This window comes from Pseudomonas sp. ok272, assembly GCF_900109995.1.
Lineage (GTDB): Bacteria > Pseudomonadota > Gammaproteobacteria > Pseudomonadales > Pseudomonadaceae > Aquipseudomonas.
The window spans coordinates 183,865-203,264 of the sequence record NZ_FOCB01000008.1; the positions used below are offsets into that span (position 1 = coordinate 183,865).

Annotated in this window: 18 protein-coding genes; 3 read left to right on the forward strand and 15 right to left on the reverse strand. The window is 59.2% G+C overall.

Going from position 1 to position 19,400, the window contains the following annotated elements; genetic code table 11:
- Positions 1-58: 58 nt before the first annotated feature.
- The 11 genes from BMW74_RS13900 to BMW74_RS13950 all read right to left on the reverse strand — a co-directional run bounded on the left by BMW74_RS13900 (position 59) and on the right by BMW74_RS13950 (position 12,404).
- Positions 59-733 (reverse strand): NuoB/complex I 20 kDa subunit family protein, encoded by a 675-nt coding sequence (locus tag BMW74_RS13900; RefSeq protein ID WP_093421209.1) that lies wholly within the window; start codon positions 731-733, stop codon positions 59-61.
- Positions 734-743: 10 nt separating this feature from the next.
- Positions 744-1,157: an NADH-quinone oxidoreductase subunit A gene (locus tag BMW74_RS13905; RefSeq protein ID WP_003223812.1), complete on the reverse strand. Its 414-nt coding sequence runs from the start codon at positions 1,155-1,157 to the stop codon at positions 744-746.
- Positions 1,158-1,796: 639 nt separating this feature from the next.
- Positions 1,797-3,122 carry an isocitrate lyase gene (gene aceA / locus BMW74_RS13910; protein WP_003446991.1) on the reverse strand — a complete coding sequence of 442 codons (1,326 nt, stop codon included), beginning with the start codon at positions 3,120-3,122 and terminating at the stop codon, positions 1,797-1,799.
- Between the two features lie 496 nt (positions 3,123-3,618).
- Positions 3,619-4,356: a secretin N-terminal domain-containing protein gene (locus BMW74_RS13915; protein WP_093421213.1), complete on the reverse strand. Its 738-nt coding sequence runs from the start codon at positions 4,354-4,356 to the stop codon at positions 3,619-3,621.
- A 215-nt stretch (positions 4,357-4,571) separates the two neighbouring features.
- Positions 4,572-4,997 carry a GNAT family N-acetyltransferase gene (locus tag BMW74_RS13920; RefSeq protein ID WP_093421218.1) on the reverse strand — a complete coding sequence of 142 codons (426 nt, stop codon included), beginning with the start codon at positions 4,995-4,997 and terminating at the stop codon, positions 4,572-4,574.
- Positions 4,990-6,159 carry a ribosomal protein uL16 3-hydroxylase gene (locus tag BMW74_RS13925; protein WP_093421222.1) on the reverse strand — a complete coding sequence of 390 codons (1,170 nt, stop codon included), beginning with the start codon at positions 6,157-6,159 and terminating at the stop codon, positions 4,990-4,992. The genes BMW74_RS13920 and BMW74_RS13925 overlap by 8 nt, the downstream gene beginning before the upstream one ends.
- An 85-nt stretch (positions 6,160-6,244) precedes the next feature.
- Positions 6,245-7,615 (reverse strand): adenylosuccinate lyase, encoded by a 1,371-nt coding sequence (gene purB / locus BMW74_RS13930; protein ID WP_093421227.1) that lies wholly within the window; start codon positions 7,613-7,615, stop codon positions 6,245-6,247.
- A 124-nt stretch (positions 7,616-7,739) separates the two neighbouring features.
- Complete coding sequence (gene hflD, locus BMW74_RS13935; RefSeq protein ID WP_093421231.1) at positions 7,740-8,363, reverse strand: high frequency lysogenization protein HflD; 624 nt, start codon at positions 8,361-8,363, stop codon at positions 7,740-7,742.
- Positions 8,360-9,484, reverse strand: a complete 1,125-nt coding sequence (gene mnmA / locus BMW74_RS13940; protein WP_093421236.1) for a tRNA 2-thiouridine(34) synthase MnmA — start codon at positions 9,482-9,484, stop codon at positions 8,360-8,362. The genes hflD and mnmA overlap by 4 nt, the downstream gene beginning before the upstream one ends.
- Positions 9,485-9,543: 59 nt before the next feature.
- On the reverse strand, positions 9,544-9,990 hold the full coding sequence (locus BMW74_RS13945) for an NUDIX hydrolase (RefSeq protein WP_093421241.1): 447 nt from the start codon (positions 9,988-9,990) through the stop codon (positions 9,544-9,546).
- Between the two features lie 188 nt (positions 9,991-10,178).
- Positions 10,179-12,404: an NADP-dependent isocitrate dehydrogenase gene (locus BMW74_RS13950; protein ID WP_093421246.1), complete on the reverse strand. Its 2,226-nt coding sequence runs from the start codon at positions 12,402-12,404 to the stop codon at positions 10,179-10,181.
- A 490-nt stretch (positions 12,405-12,894) separates the two neighbouring features.
- Between BMW74_RS13950 and icd the strand changes: the two genes are divergently transcribed.
- Positions 12,895-14,151, forward strand: a complete 1,257-nt coding sequence (gene icd / locus BMW74_RS13960) for an NADP-dependent isocitrate dehydrogenase (RefSeq protein WP_093421254.1) — start codon at positions 12,895-12,897, stop codon at positions 14,149-14,151.
- 89 nt (positions 14,152-14,240) lie between these two features.
- Here the strand turns inward: icd and cspD are convergent, their stop codons facing one another.
- Positions 14,241-14,510 carry a cold shock domain-containing protein CspD gene (gene cspD, locus BMW74_RS13965; protein WP_093421258.1) on the reverse strand — a complete coding sequence of 90 codons (270 nt, stop codon included), beginning with the start codon at positions 14,508-14,510 and terminating at the stop codon, positions 14,241-14,243.
- Positions 14,511-14,736: 226 nt separating this feature from the next.
- Between cspD and clpS the strand changes: the two genes are divergently transcribed.
- The gene (gene clpS / locus BMW74_RS13970; protein WP_093421263.1) at positions 14,737-15,099 is read left to right on the forward strand and encodes an ATP-dependent Clp protease adapter ClpS; all 363 of its coding nucleotides are present in this window, start codon (positions 14,737-14,739) and stop codon (positions 15,097-15,099) included.
- A gap of 29 nt (positions 15,100-15,128) precedes the next feature.
- Entirely contained in the window at positions 15,129-17,399 is a 2,271-nt protein-coding gene (gene clpA, locus BMW74_RS13975; protein WP_093421267.1) for an ATP-dependent Clp protease ATP-binding subunit ClpA, read from the forward strand.
- A 220-nt stretch (positions 17,400-17,619) separates the two neighbouring features.
- Here the strand turns inward: clpA and infA are convergent, their stop codons facing one another.
- The 3 genes from infA to aat all read right to left on the reverse strand — a co-directional run bounded on the left by infA (position 17,620) and on the right by aat (position 19,397).
- Positions 17,620-17,838, reverse strand: coding sequence for a translation initiation factor IF-1 (gene infA, locus BMW74_RS13980; protein ID WP_002553999.1), 219 nt, complete (start codon positions 17,836-17,838; stop codon positions 17,620-17,622).
- A 112-nt stretch (positions 17,839-17,950) separates the two neighbouring features.
- Positions 17,951-18,658 carry an arginyltransferase gene (locus BMW74_RS13985; protein WP_093421272.1) on the reverse strand — a complete coding sequence of 236 codons (708 nt, stop codon included), beginning with the start codon at positions 18,656-18,658 and terminating at the stop codon, positions 17,951-17,953.
- A 58-nt stretch (positions 18,659-18,716) separates the two neighbouring features.
- The gene (gene aat, locus BMW74_RS13990) at positions 18,717-19,397 is read right to left on the reverse strand and encodes a leucyl/phenylalanyl-tRNA--protein transferase (RefSeq protein ID WP_093421277.1); all 681 of its coding nucleotides are present in this window, start codon (positions 19,395-19,397) and stop codon (positions 18,717-18,719) included.
- Positions 19,398-19,400 lie beyond the last annotated feature (3 nt).

The window sequence follows — 19,400 nt, forward strand, 5'->3', positions numbered from 1 at the left end:
TTCGGTCAACGTAAAGAATGAAACCAGCTTCTTGTTTCTTTGCAGGAACAGTTCTGGATCAGACTTCGTCGGGGCTGCGCAGGTTGGTGACTGCGATTCGCTGTTCGCGGCGCTGTTCCTTCTGCGAAGGCATCTCGGCGCGATAAACGCCTTGATCGCCAACGACCCAGGACAGTGGGCGACGCTCCTGGCCAATCGACTCCTGCAACAGCATCAGGCCTTGCAGGAAAGCTTCAGGGCGGGGCGGGCAGCCAGGCACGTAGACGTCCACCGGCAAGAACTTGTCCACCCCTTGAACCACGGAGTAGATGTCGTACATGCCGCCGGAGTTGGCGCACGAACCCATGGAGATAACCCACTTCGGCTCGAGCATTTGCTCGTAGAGACGCTGAATGATCGGCGCCATCTTGATGAAGCAGGTGCCGGCGATAACCATGAAATCCGCCTGGCGCGGCGATGCCCGGATAACCTCGGCGCCGAAGCGTGCGATGTCGTGGGGCGCCGTGAAGGCGGTGGTCATTTCCACGTAGCAGCACGAAAGGCCGAAGTTGTACGGCCACAGGGAGTTCTTACGCCCCCAGTTGACCGCGCCGTTCAGCACGTCTTCGAGCTTGCCCATGTAGATGTTTTTGTGGACTTGATCTTCTAACGGATCGGAAACGGTTTCCCGCTCGCCGATCGGGTACTGCTCGTTAGGAGCATCCGGGTCGATCCTGGTGAGATTGTATTGCATTGCCAAAGCCTCATTGTTTCAGCTTCGCTTGCCGCTTACGACGAGCTTCCGGAGCCCAGTCAAGGGCACCCACTCGGAATAGGTAGACAAGGCCTGCCAACAGAATTGCTATGAAAACGAGAGCTTCGACGAATCCGGTCCAGCCGCTTTCGCGGACAGACACAGACCATGCAAAGAGAAAGAGGGCTTCGATATCGAAGATCACGAAGAGCATCGCGACCAGATAGAATTTGGCTGAGAGCCGCAAGCGGGCGCCACCTGTAGGTAGCATGCCGGACTCGAACGGTTCGTTTTTGCTGCGGCCCCAGGCTTTTGACCCGAGGAGGCTGGAGACGCCGAGCATGAAAGCGCAAAGGCCGACTACGCCTAGAAGGAAAATGGCAAAGCCCCAGTTGTGGGCCATGAGTCCTGTCGCTTCGGGCATGCTGGTAATCCTTAACAGAGAGCAAGGGTCTCTGAGCTTGATAAAAAAATAAAGCAGTGACGATATGTCGCAGCGCAATCAATCGCGGTGATTTTATGGCTAAACACCCTGCAAGTAAAATTCCTATGGCGAAATTATTTATAAGAATAAGGACATAGCACCACCTCGAAGCCCTGTGGCCCTTGGCCCATGGGCATTAGCCGGCATTTCGCCAATTATGTTTTGTAGAGGATGTAACGAATATAACCCTTGCTAAATGATAATCAATATTGTTTGGCGTGAGAATTAAACTGTTTGCGCCGTGGGAAGTTGGGTAGTTGTCTTACATGGGCGTTACTGCAAGTAGCGGCGGGGTGGTTTTTAACCGATTTTTCGGGTGGCGGTCGTGCTCTGGATCAAAGTTTTCCAGTCGCACTCCATTCCCTGTGGGAGCGAGCCTGCTCGCGAACGCGATCTGTCAGACAGCACCTGTGCCGGAGGTGGCGGCCGCTTCGCGAGCAGGCTCGCTCCCACGGGTTTTCATGGTCATGAGAAATCAGGCGCAAAAAAAACGCCCCGAACCAGTCGGGGCATCAGAGGTGCAGCGCTGCGGTTAGCTTTTTACTCAGTCCGCAGCGGCTGTTGTCTCAGCGAAGTCGATCAGTGGAACTGTTCTTCTTCAGTCGAACCGGTCAGTGCGGTTACCGAGGACGAGCCACCCTGGATCACGGTGGTCATGTCGTCGAAGTAGCCGGTGCCCACTTCCTGCTGGTGAGCCACGAAGGTGTAACCCTTGGCGGCGTCAGCGAATTCCTGCTCTTGCAGCTTCACGTAGGCAGTCATGTCGTTGCGGGCGTAGTCGTGCGCCAGGTTGAACATGCTGTGCCACATGTTGTGAATGCCGGCCAGGGTGATGAATTGGTGCTTGTAGCCCATGGCGGACAGTTCGCGCTGGAACTTGGCGATGGTCGCGTCGTCCAGGTTTTTCTTCCAGTTGAAGGAAGGCGAGCAGTTGTACGACAGCAGTTGGTCCGGGTATTCCTTTTTGATCGCTTCGGCGAAGCGACGGGCTTCGTCCAGGTCTGGCTTGGCAGTTTCGCACCAGATCAGGTCGGCGTACGGCGCGTAGGCCAGGCCGCGAGCGATAGCCTGGTCCAGGCCGGCGCGTACTTTGTAGAAACCTTCCTTGGTGCGCTCGCCAGTCACGAATGGCTGGTCGTACGGGTCGCAATCAGAGGTCAACAGGTCAGCCGCGTTGGCGTCGGTACGGGCCAGGATGATGGTCGGCGTGCCAGCAACGTCAGCTGCCAGACGAGCAGCGGTCAGCTTTTGTACGGCTTCCTGGGTTGGAACCAGTACCTTGCCGCCCATGTGGCCGCATTTCTTAACCGAGGCCAACTGATCTTCGAAGTGAACGCCGGCGGCGCCTGCTTCGATCATGCTTTTCATCAGTTCGTAAGCGTTCAGAACGCCGCCGAAACCGGCTTCGGCGTCAGCCACGATTGGCGCGAAGTAGTCGATGTAACCCTGGTCGCCCGGGTTCTTGCCGGCTTTCCACTGGATCTGGTCGGCGCGACGGAACGAGTTGTTGATGCGCTTGACCACGGTTGGAACGGAATCCACCGGGTACAGCGACTGGTCGGGGTACATGGATTCGGCAGAGTTGTTGTCTGCCGCCACTTGCCAGCCCGACAGGTAGATAGCCTGGATGCCGGCTTTAACCTGTTGAACTGCCTGGCCGCCGGTCAGGGCACCCATGCAGTTGACGAAGTCTTTTTCAGGACGGAAGGACGGGTGTGCGCCCTGTGTCACCAGTTTCCACAGCTTGTCGGCACCCATTTTTGCAAAGGTGTGCTCGGGTTGAACCGAGCCGCGCAGGCGGACCACGTCAGCAGCGGAGTAATCGCGTGTCACGCCTTTCCAGCGTGGGTTTTCAGCCCAGTCTTTTTCGAGGGCTGCAATTTGCTGTTCGCGTGTCAGTGCCATGGAGATAAACCTCGTCGCATAGGTCTTGGTGGAAAATTCCGTAGCCAACCACGTATTCGGTGCGTGGGAGGCGGCTGCTCGCTGACCAGAGGCTTAGGCGCTCAAGTCGGGTTCAACGGGGAGGGCGACGGGATGAACGATGGGCTCGAGGATGAAAGCTGAGCAGGTACAGGCGAACTGCTGGGCGCATTCGGGCATCGTGGGCCTTTATACGATCATCAGTGTGTTGCCGGGCTACCTATTACGCTTCCGTCCCTCGGGACAACTTCGTTCCAGTCGCAACCTCGTCAAACACACCTTGTGGGCGGTACAGACACGAATCGGCTCAGGTCGATAAGGTGAGAGCGGCGATCCGAAGGCCCTTGCCAGGGCCCCTGATTAGCGGGAGCGAGGCCATCATGCCTTTGCTTTTTTGACGCGTCAAATGTTTTGTAGTGCTTTTTTTGAAGCACTACATATTTGCTCGGCTGCGACTCGCCAGTCAGTATTCGGTGGATTAGTCCAGGGTCTCGACCTTGACCTTCAGGGTCATGTCATCTCGGCCCTGAGTCCCGTAGTAGCGCGTCGTACCCGATTTGTCGGCCTGGTTCTGGCGGTTGATGCCGGCCAGGGTGATCCACTCGCCAAGACGACCGCTGACACGTGTGTCGGTACTTTGCACGTCCACTACATCGGGGCGTTCCTGGCTCATGCGGTCACGATTGGTGCTGATGGCCAGGTGCACAGTGTCGCCGGTGACGCTGGCGGTGACGTAGAAACCTTGGGTGACATTGCGGTACTCGGTCTGGCTTTGCAGGCGCCCGTAGGTGTCGGTCTGGACGTTGGTGAGCGGTACGCTCTGGCCGGTCTGGATCAGGGCGGGAACGCCTTCGCTGGCCTGAATCTGCTGGGTGCCGCCTTCGCGGCTGGCGGTGCTGTAGTGGATGGTCCGGGCCTGTTGGTCGCCGCTGTCCTGTTGATTGTCCCCGCGGGTGTCGATGGTGATCAGCAGGCGCTTGGGAGCGGTGTCGAGTTGGCCGAGAAGGGCTTTAAGTTCGTCGATCTTGGCGGGATCGGCGTTGACGATCAATTTGTTTTCGTAGGCGCTGACGGTGCCATCCTTGCCAATGAAGTTCTGTGCCACCGGCAGCAGGTCGGCGCTGGTGCGGTTGTTGAGCGGCACCACCTCGGTCGCGGCCATGAGCGAAAAACTGCAGCTCAGCAGTAGCGTGGTGAGCAGGGTGCGTAGGGACATGTCCGTTATCTCCGCGTTCAAAGCTTGATAGTGCCAGTTTGTCGGCCGGCGATGGCGCAAGTTGAATCGTAGACGGCAAAACGCCCCGGCATCGGTGGATGGCGGGGCGTTTTGTGGTGTTCTTCAGGTGGCTATCGCGAGCGGTCTTGCTTCCACAGAGTCGTGCACGAACTTTGTGAGAGCGAGCCTGCTCGCGAAGACGCAGCGACTCGGGTTCAAGCCGAGTTGCGCACCATGTCAACGTGCGGAATCCCTGCTTCCAGGAACTCCTCGCTGACGATCTTGAAGCCCAGTCGCTCATAAAACGGCGTGGCATGAACCTGCGCGCTGAGCATCTGCTGCTTGAGCCCGCGTTTCTCGGCTTCAAGGATAACCGCTTGCATCAAGGCATCACCCACCTTCAGACCGCGCCAATCCTTGAGCACCGAAACCCGGCCGATATGGCCGTCGGGCAGCAGGCGGGCGGTGCCTATCGGAAAGTCGCCTTCAAGGGCGAGGAAGTGCACGGCGCTAGCGTCGTCTGCATCCCATTCCAATTCAGGCGGGACCGATTGCTCGGCAATGAACACCGCTTCACGAATGCGCCGGATCTCGGCGTTATCCTTTTGCCAGTCTGCGACACCTACGTGAATTCTATTCATCAGCAAACCCCAGGCTTCCTTGCTTGACCAGTTCGCACAGCAGGCCACGGCCGTCTTCGTCGCTCAGCCACTGGCCAAGGTTGTCGACGTGCAGTGCGTCGGCAGCGCAAATCATCTTCAACAGTTCACGCAGTTTACCCGGTAGGTAACGGCTCTGGCCGCTGGCGAACAGCAGCAGGTCGTCGTCCACTTCGGACCAGGCCATGCGTGCGCTTGGGTTGCGAATCAGCACCGCGCCTTGTTCCAGCGCGTTCAGCACGTCGTCTTCGGCGAGGTCTTCGGGGCCGGCTACCAGCTCAGGGTAGCGCGGTTCGGTCATGAACTGGCCGAACCAGGTCAGCAGCAGGCGTTCGTCGCTCATGTGCTCGGCCAGCAGGCTCTTGAGGCGATCGAGTGCGTCGTGCTGGATCTGGTGCGGGTCGACGACAGGTTGCGCGTCGGCGTCGGTGTAGCGCTCTTCGTCAGGCAGGAATTGGCTGAGGAAGTCGGTGAAGTGGGTCAGCACTTCAGCGGCACTCGGAGCGCGGAAGCCCACCGAGTAGGTCAGGCAGTTATCGACGGCTACGCCCCAGTGGGCCAGGCGCGGTGGCAGGTACAGCATGTCGCCCGGTTCCAGAACCCATTCGTCCGTGCCTTCGAAGTCGGCCAGGATGCGCAGGTCGGCGTGTTGCAGCAGCGGGCTCTCGGAGTCGCACATCTGGCCGATCTTCCAGCTGCGCTGGCCATGGCCTTGCAGCAGGAACACGTCGTAGTTGTCGAAATGTGGGCCAACGCTGCCGCCTGGGGCGGCGAAGCTCATCATCACGTCATCGATGCGCCAGCTTGGCAGGAAGCGAAAGTTTTCCAGCAGTTCGCTGACTTCCGGGACGAACTGGTCGACGGCCTGCACCAGCAGGGTCCACTCGCGCTCTGGCAGCTTGCTGAATTCGTCTTCGGCGAATGGGCCGCGACGCAATTCCCAAGGGCGCTCGCCATGCTCGATCACCAGGCGCGATTCGACTTCTTCTTCCAGCGCCAGGCCGGCCAGTTCGTCGGCATCGATCGGGCTTTCGAAGTCAGGAATCGCCTGGCGGATCAGCAGGGGTTTCTTCTGCCAGTAGTCGCGCAGGAATTCCCGTGCCGTGATGCCGCCCAAGAGTTGAAGAGGAATGTCAGGATTCATGTGTAACCTATTGAAAAAAAGCACTTTTCAGACGGGAATAAAAACGCCCGGCGCGGCCGGGCGTCTCAAACGGGTCAGCGGTCGATCAGATACGTCGGGCTTGCTCGACAGCGTTGCCGATGTAGTTGGCCGGGGTGAGCAGTTTCAGCTCGGCCTTGGCCTCGGCAGGCATGTCCAATCCATCGATGAACGTCTGCAGCGCTTCGGGGCTGATGCCCTTGCCGCGGGTCAGCTCTTTGAGTTTTTCGTACGGGTTCTCGATGTTGTAGCGGCGCATCACCGTCTGGATCGGCTCGGCCAGTACTTCCCAGCAAGCGTCCAGGTCAGCAGCGATTTTCTGAGCATTCAACTCAAGCTTGCTGATGCCCTTGAGGCTGGCTTCGTACGCGATCACGCTATGGGCAAAACCCACGCCGAGGTTGCGCAGTACGGTGGAGTCGGTCAGGTCACGCTGCCAGCGAGAGATCGGCAGTTTGCTGGCCAGGTGCTGGAACAGGGCGTTGGCGATCCCCAGGTTGCCTTCGGAGTTTTCGAAGTCGATCGGGTTGACCTTGTGCGGCATGGTCGAGGAACCGATTTCGCCGGCAATGGTGCGCTGCTTGAAATAGCCCAGGGAGATGTAGCCCCAGATATCGCGATCGAAGTCGATCAGGATGGTGTTGAAGCGCGCAATCGCATCGAACAGCTCGGCAATGTAGTCGTGGGGCTCGATTTGCGTGGTGTACGGGTTGAAGCCCAAGCCCAGTTCGTCTTCGATGAAGGCGCGGGCGTTGGCTTCCCAGTCGATCTGCGGGTAGGCCGACAGGTGGGCGTTGTAGTTGCCTACGGCGCCGTTGATCTTGCCCAGCAGCGGCACGGCGGCGACCTGGGCGATCTGGCGCTCCAGTCGGTAAACCACGTTGGCCAGCTCTTTGCCCAGGGTGGTCGGCGAAGCCGGTTGGCCGTGGGTGCGCGACAGCATCGGAACGTCGGCGAAGCGGATCGCCAGTTCGCGGATCGCCTCGGCGGTTTGGCGCATCAGCGGCAGCATCACTTCATCGCGGCCTTCGCGCAGCATCAGGGCGTGGGACAGGTTGTTGATGTCCTCGCTGGTGCAGGCGAAGTGGATGAACTCGCTGACGTTGGCCAGTTCTGGCAGCTTGGCCGCTTGCTCTTTGAGCAAGTACTCGATGGCTTTGACGTCGTGATTGGTGGTGCGCTCGATTTCTTTGACGCGCTCGGCGTGCTCCAGGGAGAAGTTTTCCGCCAGTTCATTGAGAACGGCGTTGGCCTCGGCGGAAAAGGCTGGCACTTCCGGGATAGCAACGTGGGCGGCCAGGCGCTGGAGCCAGCGCACTTCAACCAGGACGCGAGCACGGATCAGGCCGTATTCGCTGAAAATAGGGCGCAGGGCCTGGGTTTTGCCGGCGTAGCGGCCGTCAACAGGGGAAACCGCAGTGAGCGAAGAAAGCTGCATGGGGTGTTCTCGGACAGTCGGGCAACGAAATGGGGCGCATATCATACATGAAAAAATTCGCCGGTCCGTTGCCAACTGACCGGCGTATTACGCCTGACGCGGTGTATCGATCTCTTGAGGCGACTTACTCGTTGCGCATCAATGGGTAAAGCTCTTTGAGCAATTTGCGGCGGCTGATCACCAACTGCCAGCGATGGCCGCCCAATTGCCGCCACAGGCGTGCCGAGCGAATCCCGGCCAGCAACAGGGCGCGGATTTTCGAGGCATTGCTGGGTTGCTGCAGGTTGCGCATGTCGCCATGCACCTGGATGCGTTGGCGCAGGGTGCTGAGGGTGTCCTGGTACAGCGCGCCTGCGGCCGCGATCACGTTTTCGTGGGCGGGGCCGAAGTGTTCAACCTGGGACTGGATCTGTGGCAGGCGCTTGCCGATCACTTCCAGCAGGTCCGTGCGCTTGGCCAGTTGCCGCTCAAGGCCGAGCATTGACAGGGCGTAGCGCAAGGGTTCGCGCTGCAGGGTGTTCGGGTCGCGTTCGAGGGCGCCAATCAGTGCGCGATAGCCTTCACGCAGGCTGATGTCGTCGCCACCGTAGACTTCCAGGGTGTTCTTGGGGTCGACGATCAGCAGGCTGCCGAGCATGCAGGCCATGCTGGCTTCACTGACCTGGCCGGTCTTGGCGATCCGGTCCACCAGCACGGCGGCCAGAAACACGCCGCCCAGTGCCGTCAGTTGTTCCTGAGTAGGGCTCATGCCTTGCTGCTCCAGGGCTCTGCGACTTCGATGACACCGCCGCCCAGGCAGATTTCGCCGTCGTAGAACACCACCGATTGACCTGGGGTGACCGCGCGTTGCGGGTCATCGAAGGTGGCGCGGTAGCCGGTAGCGGTTTTCTCCAGGGTGCACGCTTGGTCACTCTGGCGATAGCGCACTTTCGCGCTCAGGCGACGTGGTTCGCTCAGGTCGATGGGGTTGACCCAATAGATCTCGGAAGCGAGCAGGGCGCCGGAGAACAGCCACGGATGGTTGTTGCCCTGGCCGACGATCAGTTCGTTGTGCTCCAGGTCCTTGACCAGCACGTACCACGGCTCGTCGCTGGCGTCTTTCAGGCCGCCAATGCCCAGGCCCTGGCGCTGGCCGATGGTGTGGTACATCAGGCCGTGATGGCGGCCGATCACCTCACCTTCGGTGGTCTTGATTTCGCCGGGCTGGGCGGGCAGGTACTGTTTCAGGAAGTCGCTGAAGCGCCGTTCGCCAATAAAGCAGATGCCGGTGGAGTCCTTCTTCTTGGCCGTCGCCAGGTCGTGTTTCTCGGCAATCGCGCGGACTTCAGGCTTCTCCAGCTCGCCCACCGGGAACAGAGTCTTGGCAATCTGCTCGCCGCCGACGGCGTGGAGGAAGTAACTCTGGTCCTTGTTCGGATCCAGGCCCTTGAGCAGCTCCGTGCGGCCATCGATGTCGCGGCGACGCACGTAGTGGCCGGTGGCAATCAGGTCGGCGCCGAGCATCATGGCGTAGTCGAGGAACGCCTTGAACTTGATTTCGCGGTTACACAGGATGTCCGGGTTCGGCGTGCGGCCGGCCTTGTATTCGGCCAGGAAGTGCTCGAACACGTTGTCCCAGTATTCGGCGGCGAAGTTGGCGGTGTGCAGCTTGATGCCAATCTTGTCGCACACGGCCTGGGCGTCGGCCAGGTCATCCATGGCAGTGCAGTAGTCCGTTCCATCGTCCTCTTCCCAGTTCTTCATGAACAGGCCTTCCACCTGGTAGCCCTGCTCGATGAGCAGAACGGCGGAAACGGAAGAGTCCACGCCGCCGGACATGCCGACAATGACGCGCTTCTTTGGGGTGTCAGAAGGGGCTGGATCACGCATAGGAGTTTAATGAGTGTCTTGAAAAAGGACGCGATTCTATCAGGCTGGCGGCCTCAAGGCTAAAGAGAAGGTCGGATCAGTTCGAGACTGAAGCGTTTGCCGTCCAGGTAATCGTCGATGCAGCGGATGATCAGCTCGCTACGCCAGTGGTCGCGTTGGGCCAGCAACTCGTCTCGCGTCAGCCACTTGGCGCCGACGATGCCGTCGTCCAGTTGATAGTCCGGGTGATGTTTGATTGCTTGGGCAATGAAGCAGACCCTTTGGTAGGTCACGCCGTTGCTCGGGGCTGTGTAGAGGTAAATACCCACCACGCCGGTGGGCTCGACGTCCCAGCCGGTTTCTTCGAGGGTTTCGCGTACGGCGGCTTCGGTCAGGGTTTCGTTGGGGTCAAGGTGCCCGGCCGGTTGGTTGAGGACGATTCGCCCGTGCTTGAGCTCCTCGACCATCAGGAAGCGGCCGTTGTCTTCGACGATCGTGGCGACGGTGATGTGGGGTTGCCAGGTCATGGAATATCCTCGGACTTGATGGCTGAAAGGCGGGCCCTGGTGGGAGGGAGCCTGCTCGCGAACGCGGTGGGTCAGTCAATATCGGTGTTGGATGATAAACCGTTATCGCGAGCAGGCTCGCTCCCACAGGGGCGCCAGAAACACAAACCCCGGCACGGGGCCGGGGCTTGTGATGTTCCCTTACAACCTTACACCAGCGCAGCAATCGCCGTGTTGAAGGTGTTGCTTGGGCGCATGGCCTTGCTGATCAGCTCGGCATTGGCGTGGTAGTAACCGCCGATGTCCACTGGCTTGCCCTGGACGGCGTTGAGCTCGGCAACGATGGTCGCCTCGTTCTCGGTCAGGGTCTTGGCCAGTTGGCTGAACTGCGCTTGCAGTGCGCTATCTTCAGTCTGGGCGGCCAGGGCCTGGGCCCAGTACAGCGCCAGGTAGAAGTGGCTGCCGCGGTTGTCGATGTTGCCGACTTTGCGCGATGGCGACTTGTTGTTGTCCAGGAACTGGCCAGTGGCCTGGTCCAGGGTCTTGGACAGCACCAAGGCTTTCGGGTTGTTGTAGTTCACACCCAAATGCTCAAGGGAGGCGGCCAGGGCCAGGAACTCACCCAGCGAATCCCAGCGCAGGAAGTTCTCTTCCAGCAGTTGTTGCACGTGCTTCGGCGCCGAGCCACCGGCGCCGGTTTCGAACAGGCCGCCACCGTTCATCAGCGGTACGATCGACAGCATCTTGGCGCTGGTGCCCAGTTCCATGATCGGGAACAGGTCGGTCAGGTAGTCGCGCAATACGTTGCCGGTCACCGAGATGGTGTCCTTGCCTTCGCGGGTGCGGGCGAGGGTGAAGGTCATCGCGTCGACAGGCGACATGATGCGGATGTCCAGGCCGCTGGTGTCGTGATCCTTCAGGTAGGCCTGAACTTTCTCGATCACCACGCCGTCGTGGGCGCGCATTGGGTCCAGCCAGAAGATTGCCGGGGTGCTGCTTGCGCGAGCACGGTTGACGGCCAGCTTGACCCAGTCCTGGATCGGCGCGTCTTTGGTCTGGCACATGCGGAAGATGTCGCCGGCTTCAACCGCTTGCTCCAGCAGCAGGTTGCCCTTGCTGTCGGTCACGCGGACCACGCCATTGGCCTTGATTTGGAAGGTCTTGTCGTGGGAGCCGTACTCTTCGGCTTTCTTCGCCATCAGGCCAACGTTGGGCACACTGCCCATGGTGGTTGGGTCGAAAGCGCCATTGGCCTTGCAGTCTTCGATGACTGCCTGGTAGATGGTGGCGTAGCAGCGATCCGGGATCACGGCCTTGGTGTCGTGCAGTTGGCCGTCGGTGCCCCACATTTTGCCGGAGTCGCGGATCATGGCCGGCATCGACGCGTCGACGATCACGTCGCTGGGTACGTGCAGGTTGGTGATGCCTTTGTCCGAGTTGACCATCGCCAGCGAAGGGCGTACAGCGTAGACCGCCTGGATGTCAGCTTCGATCGCGGCTTGTTGCTCGGCCGGCAGGGCCTTGATGCGAGCGTACAGGTCGCCGATGCCGTTGTTCAGGTTGAAGCCGATCTGTGCCAGCACGTCAGCGTGCTTGGTCAGTGCGTCTTTATAGAACTCGGCAACGATCTGGCCGAACATGATCGGGTCGGAGACCTTCATCATGGTGGCTTTGAGGTGGACCGACAGCAGCACGCCTTTTTGCTTGGCGTCTTCGATCTCGGCGGCAATGAAGCTGCGCAGGGCGTTCTTGCTCATGACGGCGCAATCGAGGATCTCACCGGCTTGCACGGTGGTTTTTTCTTTCAGGACGGTGGCAGTGCCGTCTTGAGCGATCAGTTCGATTTTGACAGCGTCAGCGGCGTCGATCAGAGCGGCTTTTTCGCTGCCGTAGAAATCGCCGGTGCTCATGTGAGCGACGTGGGATTTGGAGTCTTTGGCCCAGGCGCCCATTTTGTGCGGGTGCTTGCGCGCGTAGTTCTTGACCGACAACGGTGCGCGACGGTCGGAGTTGCCTTCACGCAGGACCGGGTTTACCGCGCTGCCCTTGATCTTGTCGTAGCGGGCCTTGGCTTCTTTGTCGGCATCGCTGGTGATGGTTTCCGGGTAGTCCGGCAGGGCATAGCCCTGGGCCTGCAGTTCTTTGATCGCCGCTTGCAGTTGCGGAACCGAAGCGCTGATGTTCGGCAGCTTGATGATGTTGGCTTCAGGCGTAACGGCCAGGGCGCCCAGTTCGGCGAGGTGGTCGGCTACGGCTTTGTCGCCCAGTTGCTCGGGGAAGCTGGCCAGGATACGCCCCGCCAGGGAGATATCGCGGGTTTCGACGGTGATATCGGCCGAAGCGGTGAAGGCTTCGACGATAGGCAGCAGCGAATAGGTGGCGAGGGCGGGAGCTTCGTCGGTGAAGGTGTAGATGATCTTCGAGCGGGTGGGCATATTCGGATTAACTCTCTTCTTTGCTAGAGCGTGCGCAGAAACTCGAGGAGCGCCGGGTAAGCGCGTTCGTTCAAAGTCATCCATGAGCCGAATGTCGAGGTTTCTTCGCGGTGATGTTGGGTGCATCAGTCGAGCGTCAAGCGGGTGGGCCGCTGTGGCGGCCCGGCTTTTCGGGCGGAAAGTCTCGTCGTAGAGAGGTCCGCCGTCGTGACTCTGTGGTCAGCGACGGCATTATACATAGGTAGCTGGCAATCTGCCGATGGTTCATATGTATCTCGACTCGTCCATTGGTCTAAAGGTCGCAGGCGAGGGGTGAGCGTAGCGTCCTCCCAGGTGCTTGAGTTTGGCGCTTTCCCCTTTGCTTTCAGGCTTGTAGATGGCGAACTGTGTGGCGTTGCGATAAATGCCTGGGGTGGAGGGTTTGCGCGCCGATTCAACTGGGGTACGCTCGGGCCAAGCCAGATGTTCAATCCAAACAATGGAGTTCAGCATGGGATACAAGAAGATTCAGGTTCCAGCAGTCGGCGACAAAATCACCGTCAATGCAGACCATTCTCTCAATGTTCCTAACAACCCGATCATTCCCTTCATCGAAGGCGATGGTATTGGCGTTGATATCAGCCCGGTCATGATCAAGGTTGTCGATGCTGCTGTTAAGAAGGCTTACGGCGGCGAGCGCAAGATTTCCTGGATGGAAGTGTACGCTGGGGAAAAAGCGACTCAGGTTTACGATCAGGACACCTGGCTGCCCCAGGAGACCCTGGATGCGGTCAAGGACTACGTGGTTTCCATCAAGGGCCCGCTGACCACGCCGGTCGGTGGCGGCATCCGCTCGCTCAACGTGGCCCTGCGCCAGCAACTCGATCTGTATGTCTGCCTGCGTCCAGTGCGCTGGTTCGAAGGTGTACCTAGCCCGGTCAAGAAGCCTGGCGACGTCGACATGACGATCTTCCGTGAGAACTCCGAAGACATCTACGCGGGTATCGAGTGGAAAGCCGGCTCGCCTGAGGCGACCAAGGTCATCAAGTTCCTTAAAGAAGAAATGGGTGTCACCAAGATCCGTTTCGACGAAAACTGCGGCATCGGCGTCAAGCCGGTTTCCCTGCAAGGCACCAAGCGCCTGGCGCGCAAGGCCCTGCAGTATGTGGTCGACAACGACCGCGACTCGCTGACCATCGTCCACAAAGGCAACATCATGAAGTTCACCGAAGGTGCCTTCAAGGAATGGGCCTACGAAGTGGCGGCAGAAGAGTTCGGCGCCACCTTGCTCGACGGCGGCCCGTGGATGCAGTTCAAGAACCCGCGTACCGGCAAGAACGTCATCGTCAAGGATGCCATCGCCGATGCCATGCTCCAGCAGATTCTGCTGCGTCCGGCTGAATACGATGTGATCGCGACCCTGAACCTGAACGGTGACTACCTCTCCGACGCCCTGGCGGCGGAAGTGGGCGGGATCGGTATCGCGCCGGGTGCCAACCTGTCCGACACCGTGGCAATGTTTGAAGCGACCCACGGCACTGCGCCCAAGTATGCCGGCAAAGACCAGGTAAACCCGGGCTCGCTGATTCTCTCGGCGGAAATGATGTTGCGTCACATGGGTTGGACCGAAGCGGCGGACTTGATCATCAAGGGCACCAACGGCGCGATCTCGGCCAAGACCGTGACCTATGACTTCGAGCGCCTGATGGACGGCGCGACGTTGCTGTCGTCTTCTGCGTTTGGTGATGCGCTGATCTCGCACATGTAAGTACGTCTGCCTCAAGCAAAAAAACCGGCCGGCTCATGGGAATGAGTCGGCCGGTTTTTTTATGATCGGGGCGTGCAGTTGTTGGGGCGTTATGCGGTCACGGTTTGTCCTTGGGGAGTGTCCTCGGGGGCTGTGTGCGCTTCCTTGATATTGTCGATGCAGACCGCGTGCAACCCTTTTGGCCCCTGGATGATCTCGAAGGACACCGGCTGGCCCGCCTTCAGGGTTTTATAGCCGTCCATTTGGATCGCCGAGTAATGCGCGAACAGATCCTCTGTCTTGCCGTCTTCATTGACGAAGCCATACCCCTTGGCATTGTTGAACCACTTGACCTTACCGCTGACCTTGACACCTGACATACCCAACTCCCTCTGCAATAGACTCCATCACTGGAGTATCATCCAGTTAATCCTCGGTAAACCGCTTGAAGCGGGATCGACCGGCACGGACTTTTTTACCCACTGTGGGCTCTATTGGTTGTAACACTGTTTTGCCGATAGTCAAGGTGACCGGATAGTCGGAGTTGAAAAGCTCCAGGGCCGCCCCCACCACTGTATTTAGCTCAACTGACGAACCTTTCTTTCCATGCATGCAATCAGCCAGATTCGACTAACATTCAATCAGGATCGCCCGGATTCACACGACGACGATTCCGCAGGCATTGCTGTACAGGAGGCAAAGCCTGCCTTACAGGCACCGCCGATGTACAAGGTGGTTTTGTTCAATGATGACTACACACCGATGGATTTCGTCGTCGAAGTGCTCGAGGTGTTTTTTAACCTGAATCGTGAGCTGGCGACCAAGGTAATGCTGGCCGTTCATACAGAAGGACGGGCAGTATGTGGATTGTTTACCCGCGACATCGCCGAGACCAAGGCCATGCAGGTCAACCAGTACGCCCGGGAAAGCCAGCATCCGCTACTCTGTGAAATCGAGAAGGACGGTTAACGCCGACCACTTGGGTATGAGGTGAAGCTATGTTAAACCGCGAGCTCGAAGTCACCCTCAATCTCGCCTTCAAGGAGGCGCGTTCGAAACGTCATGAGTTCATGACCGTCGAACATCTCCTGTTGGCTCTATTGGATAATGAGGCTGCCGCCACCGTTTTGCGTGCCTGTGGCGCAAACCTCGACAAGCTCAAGCATGACCTGCAAGAGTTCATCGACTCCACCACGCCTTTGATTCCTGTCCATGACGAGGATCGCGAAACCCAGCCAACCCTGGGCTTCCAGCGTGTACTGCAGCGTGCTGTGTTTCATGTACAGAGCTCGGGTAAGCGTGAAGTCACCGGTGCTAACGTGCTGGTTGCAATCTTCAGTGAGCAAGAAAGCCAGGCCGTGTTCCTGCTGAAACAGCAGAGCGTCGCCCGCATCGATGTCGTCAACTATATCGCCCATGGTATCTCCAAGGTGCCGGGGCACGGCGATCACTCCGAGGGTGAGCAGGATATGCAGGATGAAGAAGGTGGAGAGCCTTCTTCTTCAAGTAATCCCCTGGACACCTACGCCAGCAACCTCAATGAATTGGCGCGCCAGGGTCGTATCGACCCATTGGTCGGGCGCGAGATGGAAGTTGAGCGCGTCGCGCAGATCCTCGCGCGTCGACGCAAGAACAACCCGTTGCTGGTAGGCGAGGCGGGCGTGGGTAAAACCGCGATTGCCGAAGGCTTGGCCAAGCGCATCGTCGATAATCAAGTGCCTGACCTGCTGGCCAACAGCGTGGTGTATTCCCTTGATCTGGGCGCGTTGCTGGCGGGGACCAAGTACCGTGGCGACTTTGAAAAGCGTTTCAAGGCGTTGCTCAATGAATTGAAGAAGCGTCCGCAGGCGATCCTGTTCATCGACGAGATCCACACCATCATTGGTGCCGGTGCGGCGTCCGGTGGTGTCATGGATGCCTCGAACCTGCTCAAGCCGCTGCTGTCCTCGGGTGATATCCGGTGTATTGGCTCGACCACATTCCAGGAGTTCCGCGGGATTTTCGAGAAGGATCGGGCCCTGGCGCGACGCTTCCAGAAAGTCGATGTGTCGGAGCCGTCGGTGGAAGACACCATTGGCATCCTGCGTGGCCTGAAGGGGCGCTTCGAGCTCCATCACGGCATCGAGTACAGTGATGAGGCCCTGCGCGCCGCAGCCGAACTGGCATCGCGCTACATCAATGACCGGCACATGCCGGACAAAGCCATCGATGTCATCGATGAGGCGGGTGCCTACCAGCGCCTGCAGCCGGTCGAGAAGCGGGTCAAGCGCATCGAGGTGCCTCAGGTCGAGGACATCGTTGCGAAGATCGCGCGGATTCCACCCAAGCACGTCACCAGTTCTGACAAGGAGCTGCTACGCAACCTTGAGCGTGACCTGAAGCTGACGGTGTTTGGCCAGGATGCGGCGATCGATTCGCTGTCCACCGCGATCAAGCTGTCGCGCGCCGGCCTCAAATCGCCTGACAAGCCGGTAGGCTCGTTCCTGTTCGCCGGCCCTACGGGCGTGGGCAAGACCGAGGCCGCGCGGCAATTGGCCAAGGCGCTGGGGATCGAGCTGGTGCGTTTCGACATGTCCGAGTACATGGAGCGCCACACCGTATCGCGTCTGATCGGTGCGCCTCCAGGCTATGTCGGTTTTGACCAGGGTGGTTTGTTGACCGAGGCCATTACCAAGCAGCCTCATTGCGTATTGTTGCTCGATGAAATCGAGAAGGCGCATCCGGAAGTCTTCAACCTGCTGTTGCAGGTGATGGATCACGGTACGCTGACCGATAACAACGGGCGCAAGGCGGACTTCCGCAACGTGATCGTCATCATGACGACCAACGCCGGTGCCGAAACTGCAGCTCGCGCTTCGATTGGTTTCACGCATCAGGACCACTCGTCCGATGCGATGGAAGTGATCAAGAAGAGCTTTACGCCAGAGTTCCGTAACCGTCTGGACACCATTATCCAGTTTGGTCGCCTCAGTCATGAGGTCATCAAGAGCGTGGTGGACAAGTTCCTTACCGAGTTGCAGGCGCAGTTGGAAGACAAGCGCGTGCAGTTGGAAGTGACCGATGCCGCGCGCAGTTGGTTGGCAGCCGGTGGTTACGATTCGGCCATGGGGGCCCGACCAATGGCACGCTTGATCCAGGATAAGATCAAGCGTCCGCTGGCTGAGGAGATTCTCTTTGGCGAGCTGGCCGACCATGGCGGTGTGGTGCACATCGACATCAAGGACGGCGAACTCACCTTTGAGTTCGAAACCACGGCTGAAATGGCCTGACGGTTGTCGTGATAAAGCAAAAAGGCGCCGAAAGGCGCCTTTTTGCTGTCTGCCTGCCCCTGTGGGAGCGAGGCCGGCTTGCTGGCGAAGAGGCCAGTGCATCCAGCGTCAAGGCAAGCTGGCCCGCCGCAATCGCGAGCAGACTAGTGCCCACGTGGGCTGTCAAATCGCAGGCAAACAAAAACGCCCGGTATGAGCCGGGCGTTTTGTATTGACTTGATTAGCGAGCGCGGTAAGTGATGCGCCCTTTGCTCAAGTCATAGGGCGTCAGCTCGACGCGCACTTTGTCACCGGTAAGAATACGAATGTAGTTCTTGCGCATCTTGCCGGAGATATGCGCGGTTACGACGTGCCCATTTTCCAACTCCACACGAAACATGGTGTTGGGCAGGGTGTCGACGACAGTGCCTTCCATTTCGAAGCTGTCTTCTTTCGACATGCAGTAAAGCCCTCGGTATCCAATGAATGGCCCGGTGCAACTGCGCCAGGCAAAAGCGGCGTGCATTGTGCCCGAAAAATGGGGTTTAAGCCAAGAGCTTTAAGGGGTGACCCTAGTTCAGTACCACCCAGCGCTGATTTATCAGCAGCTCGATGGGGCGATACTGGGTCTTGTAATTCATTTTTTTGCAGTTCTTGATCCAATACCCGAGATACACCGCGTCCAGCCCCTGGCGCTGTGCTTCGCTGATTTGCCAGAGGATCGCGTACCGTCCCAGGCTGCGGCGTTCCTCCTCGGGCTCGTAGAAGGTGTAGACCGCCGACAAACCGTTGGGTAGCAGGTCGGTCACCGCAATGGCCAGTAGCCGACCTTCCAGGCGGAACTCATAGAAGCGCGAGAACGGCAGGTCGCGGACCAGGAAGGTGGAGAATTGATCGCGGCTGGGCGGGTACATGTCGCCGTCAGCGTGGCGCTGCTCGATATAACGTTGGTACAGGTCGAAATATTCTTCACTGAAGCCGGGCTTGGCCGGGCGCACGTGTAAATCGGCGTTGCGCTTGAAAATACGCTTCTGCTGCCGGTTTGGCGCGAATTGGGCGACGGGAATGCGTGCCGGCACGCAGGCATTGCAATTCTGGCAATGGGGCCGGTACAGGTGGTCGCCACTGCGACGAAAGCCCATCTCTGACAGGTCGGCATAGACATGCACGTCCATGGGCTGGCTAGGGTCGAGGAACAGCGTTGTCGCCTGCTCCTCCGGCAGGTAGCTGCAAGAGTGGGGCTGAGTGGCATAAAACTTGAGGCGCGCCAACTCGGTCATGAATCAACCCTCGGGTCTGGCTGTTCGATTAAGTGTAAGCCACGGGCGCAAAAGTCGCCTAGCAAACCCATGTGGCCTGGTTGGGTTGGTCGAGGTGTTGCGCGAGAAAGCGCGCAAACTCAAGGCGGGGGATCGAGCGGGCGCCCAGGCTGTGCAGGTGCTCGGTTGGCATCTGGCAATCGATCAGGACAAAACCGGCGGTCTTGAGGTGTTGGACGAGCGTGGCAAAGCCAAACTTGGAGGCATTGTCGGCGCGGCTGAACATCGACTCACCAAAAAACAGCTGCCCCATTGCCAGTCCGTAGAGGCCACCCACCAGGGCGCCTTGATCCCAGACTTCCACCGAGTGGGCGTGGCCGCGGGCGTGCAACTCGATGTAGGCGTTTTGCATGGCGGCGGTGATCCACGTGCCATCGGCGTACTCGCGCGGTGCCGCGCAGGCGCTGATGACGGCCGCGAAATCCTGGTCGAACGTCACGTGGTAGCGCTTTTGTCGCAGCAGTTTGCCGAGGCTGCGCGACACATGCAGCTCTTCGGGAAACAGTACGGTGCGTGGGTCCGGGGACCACCAGAGGATTGGTTGGCCTTGTGAGAACCAGGGGAAGCAGCCATGACGATAGGCTTGAATCAGGCGATCGGCGGACAAGTCGCCACCCGCGGCGAGCAGTCCGTTGGGCTCGCGCATGGCCCTTTCCAAGGGTGGGAAGCTCAGGGAGTCACGTTGTAACCAGGTCAGCATGGC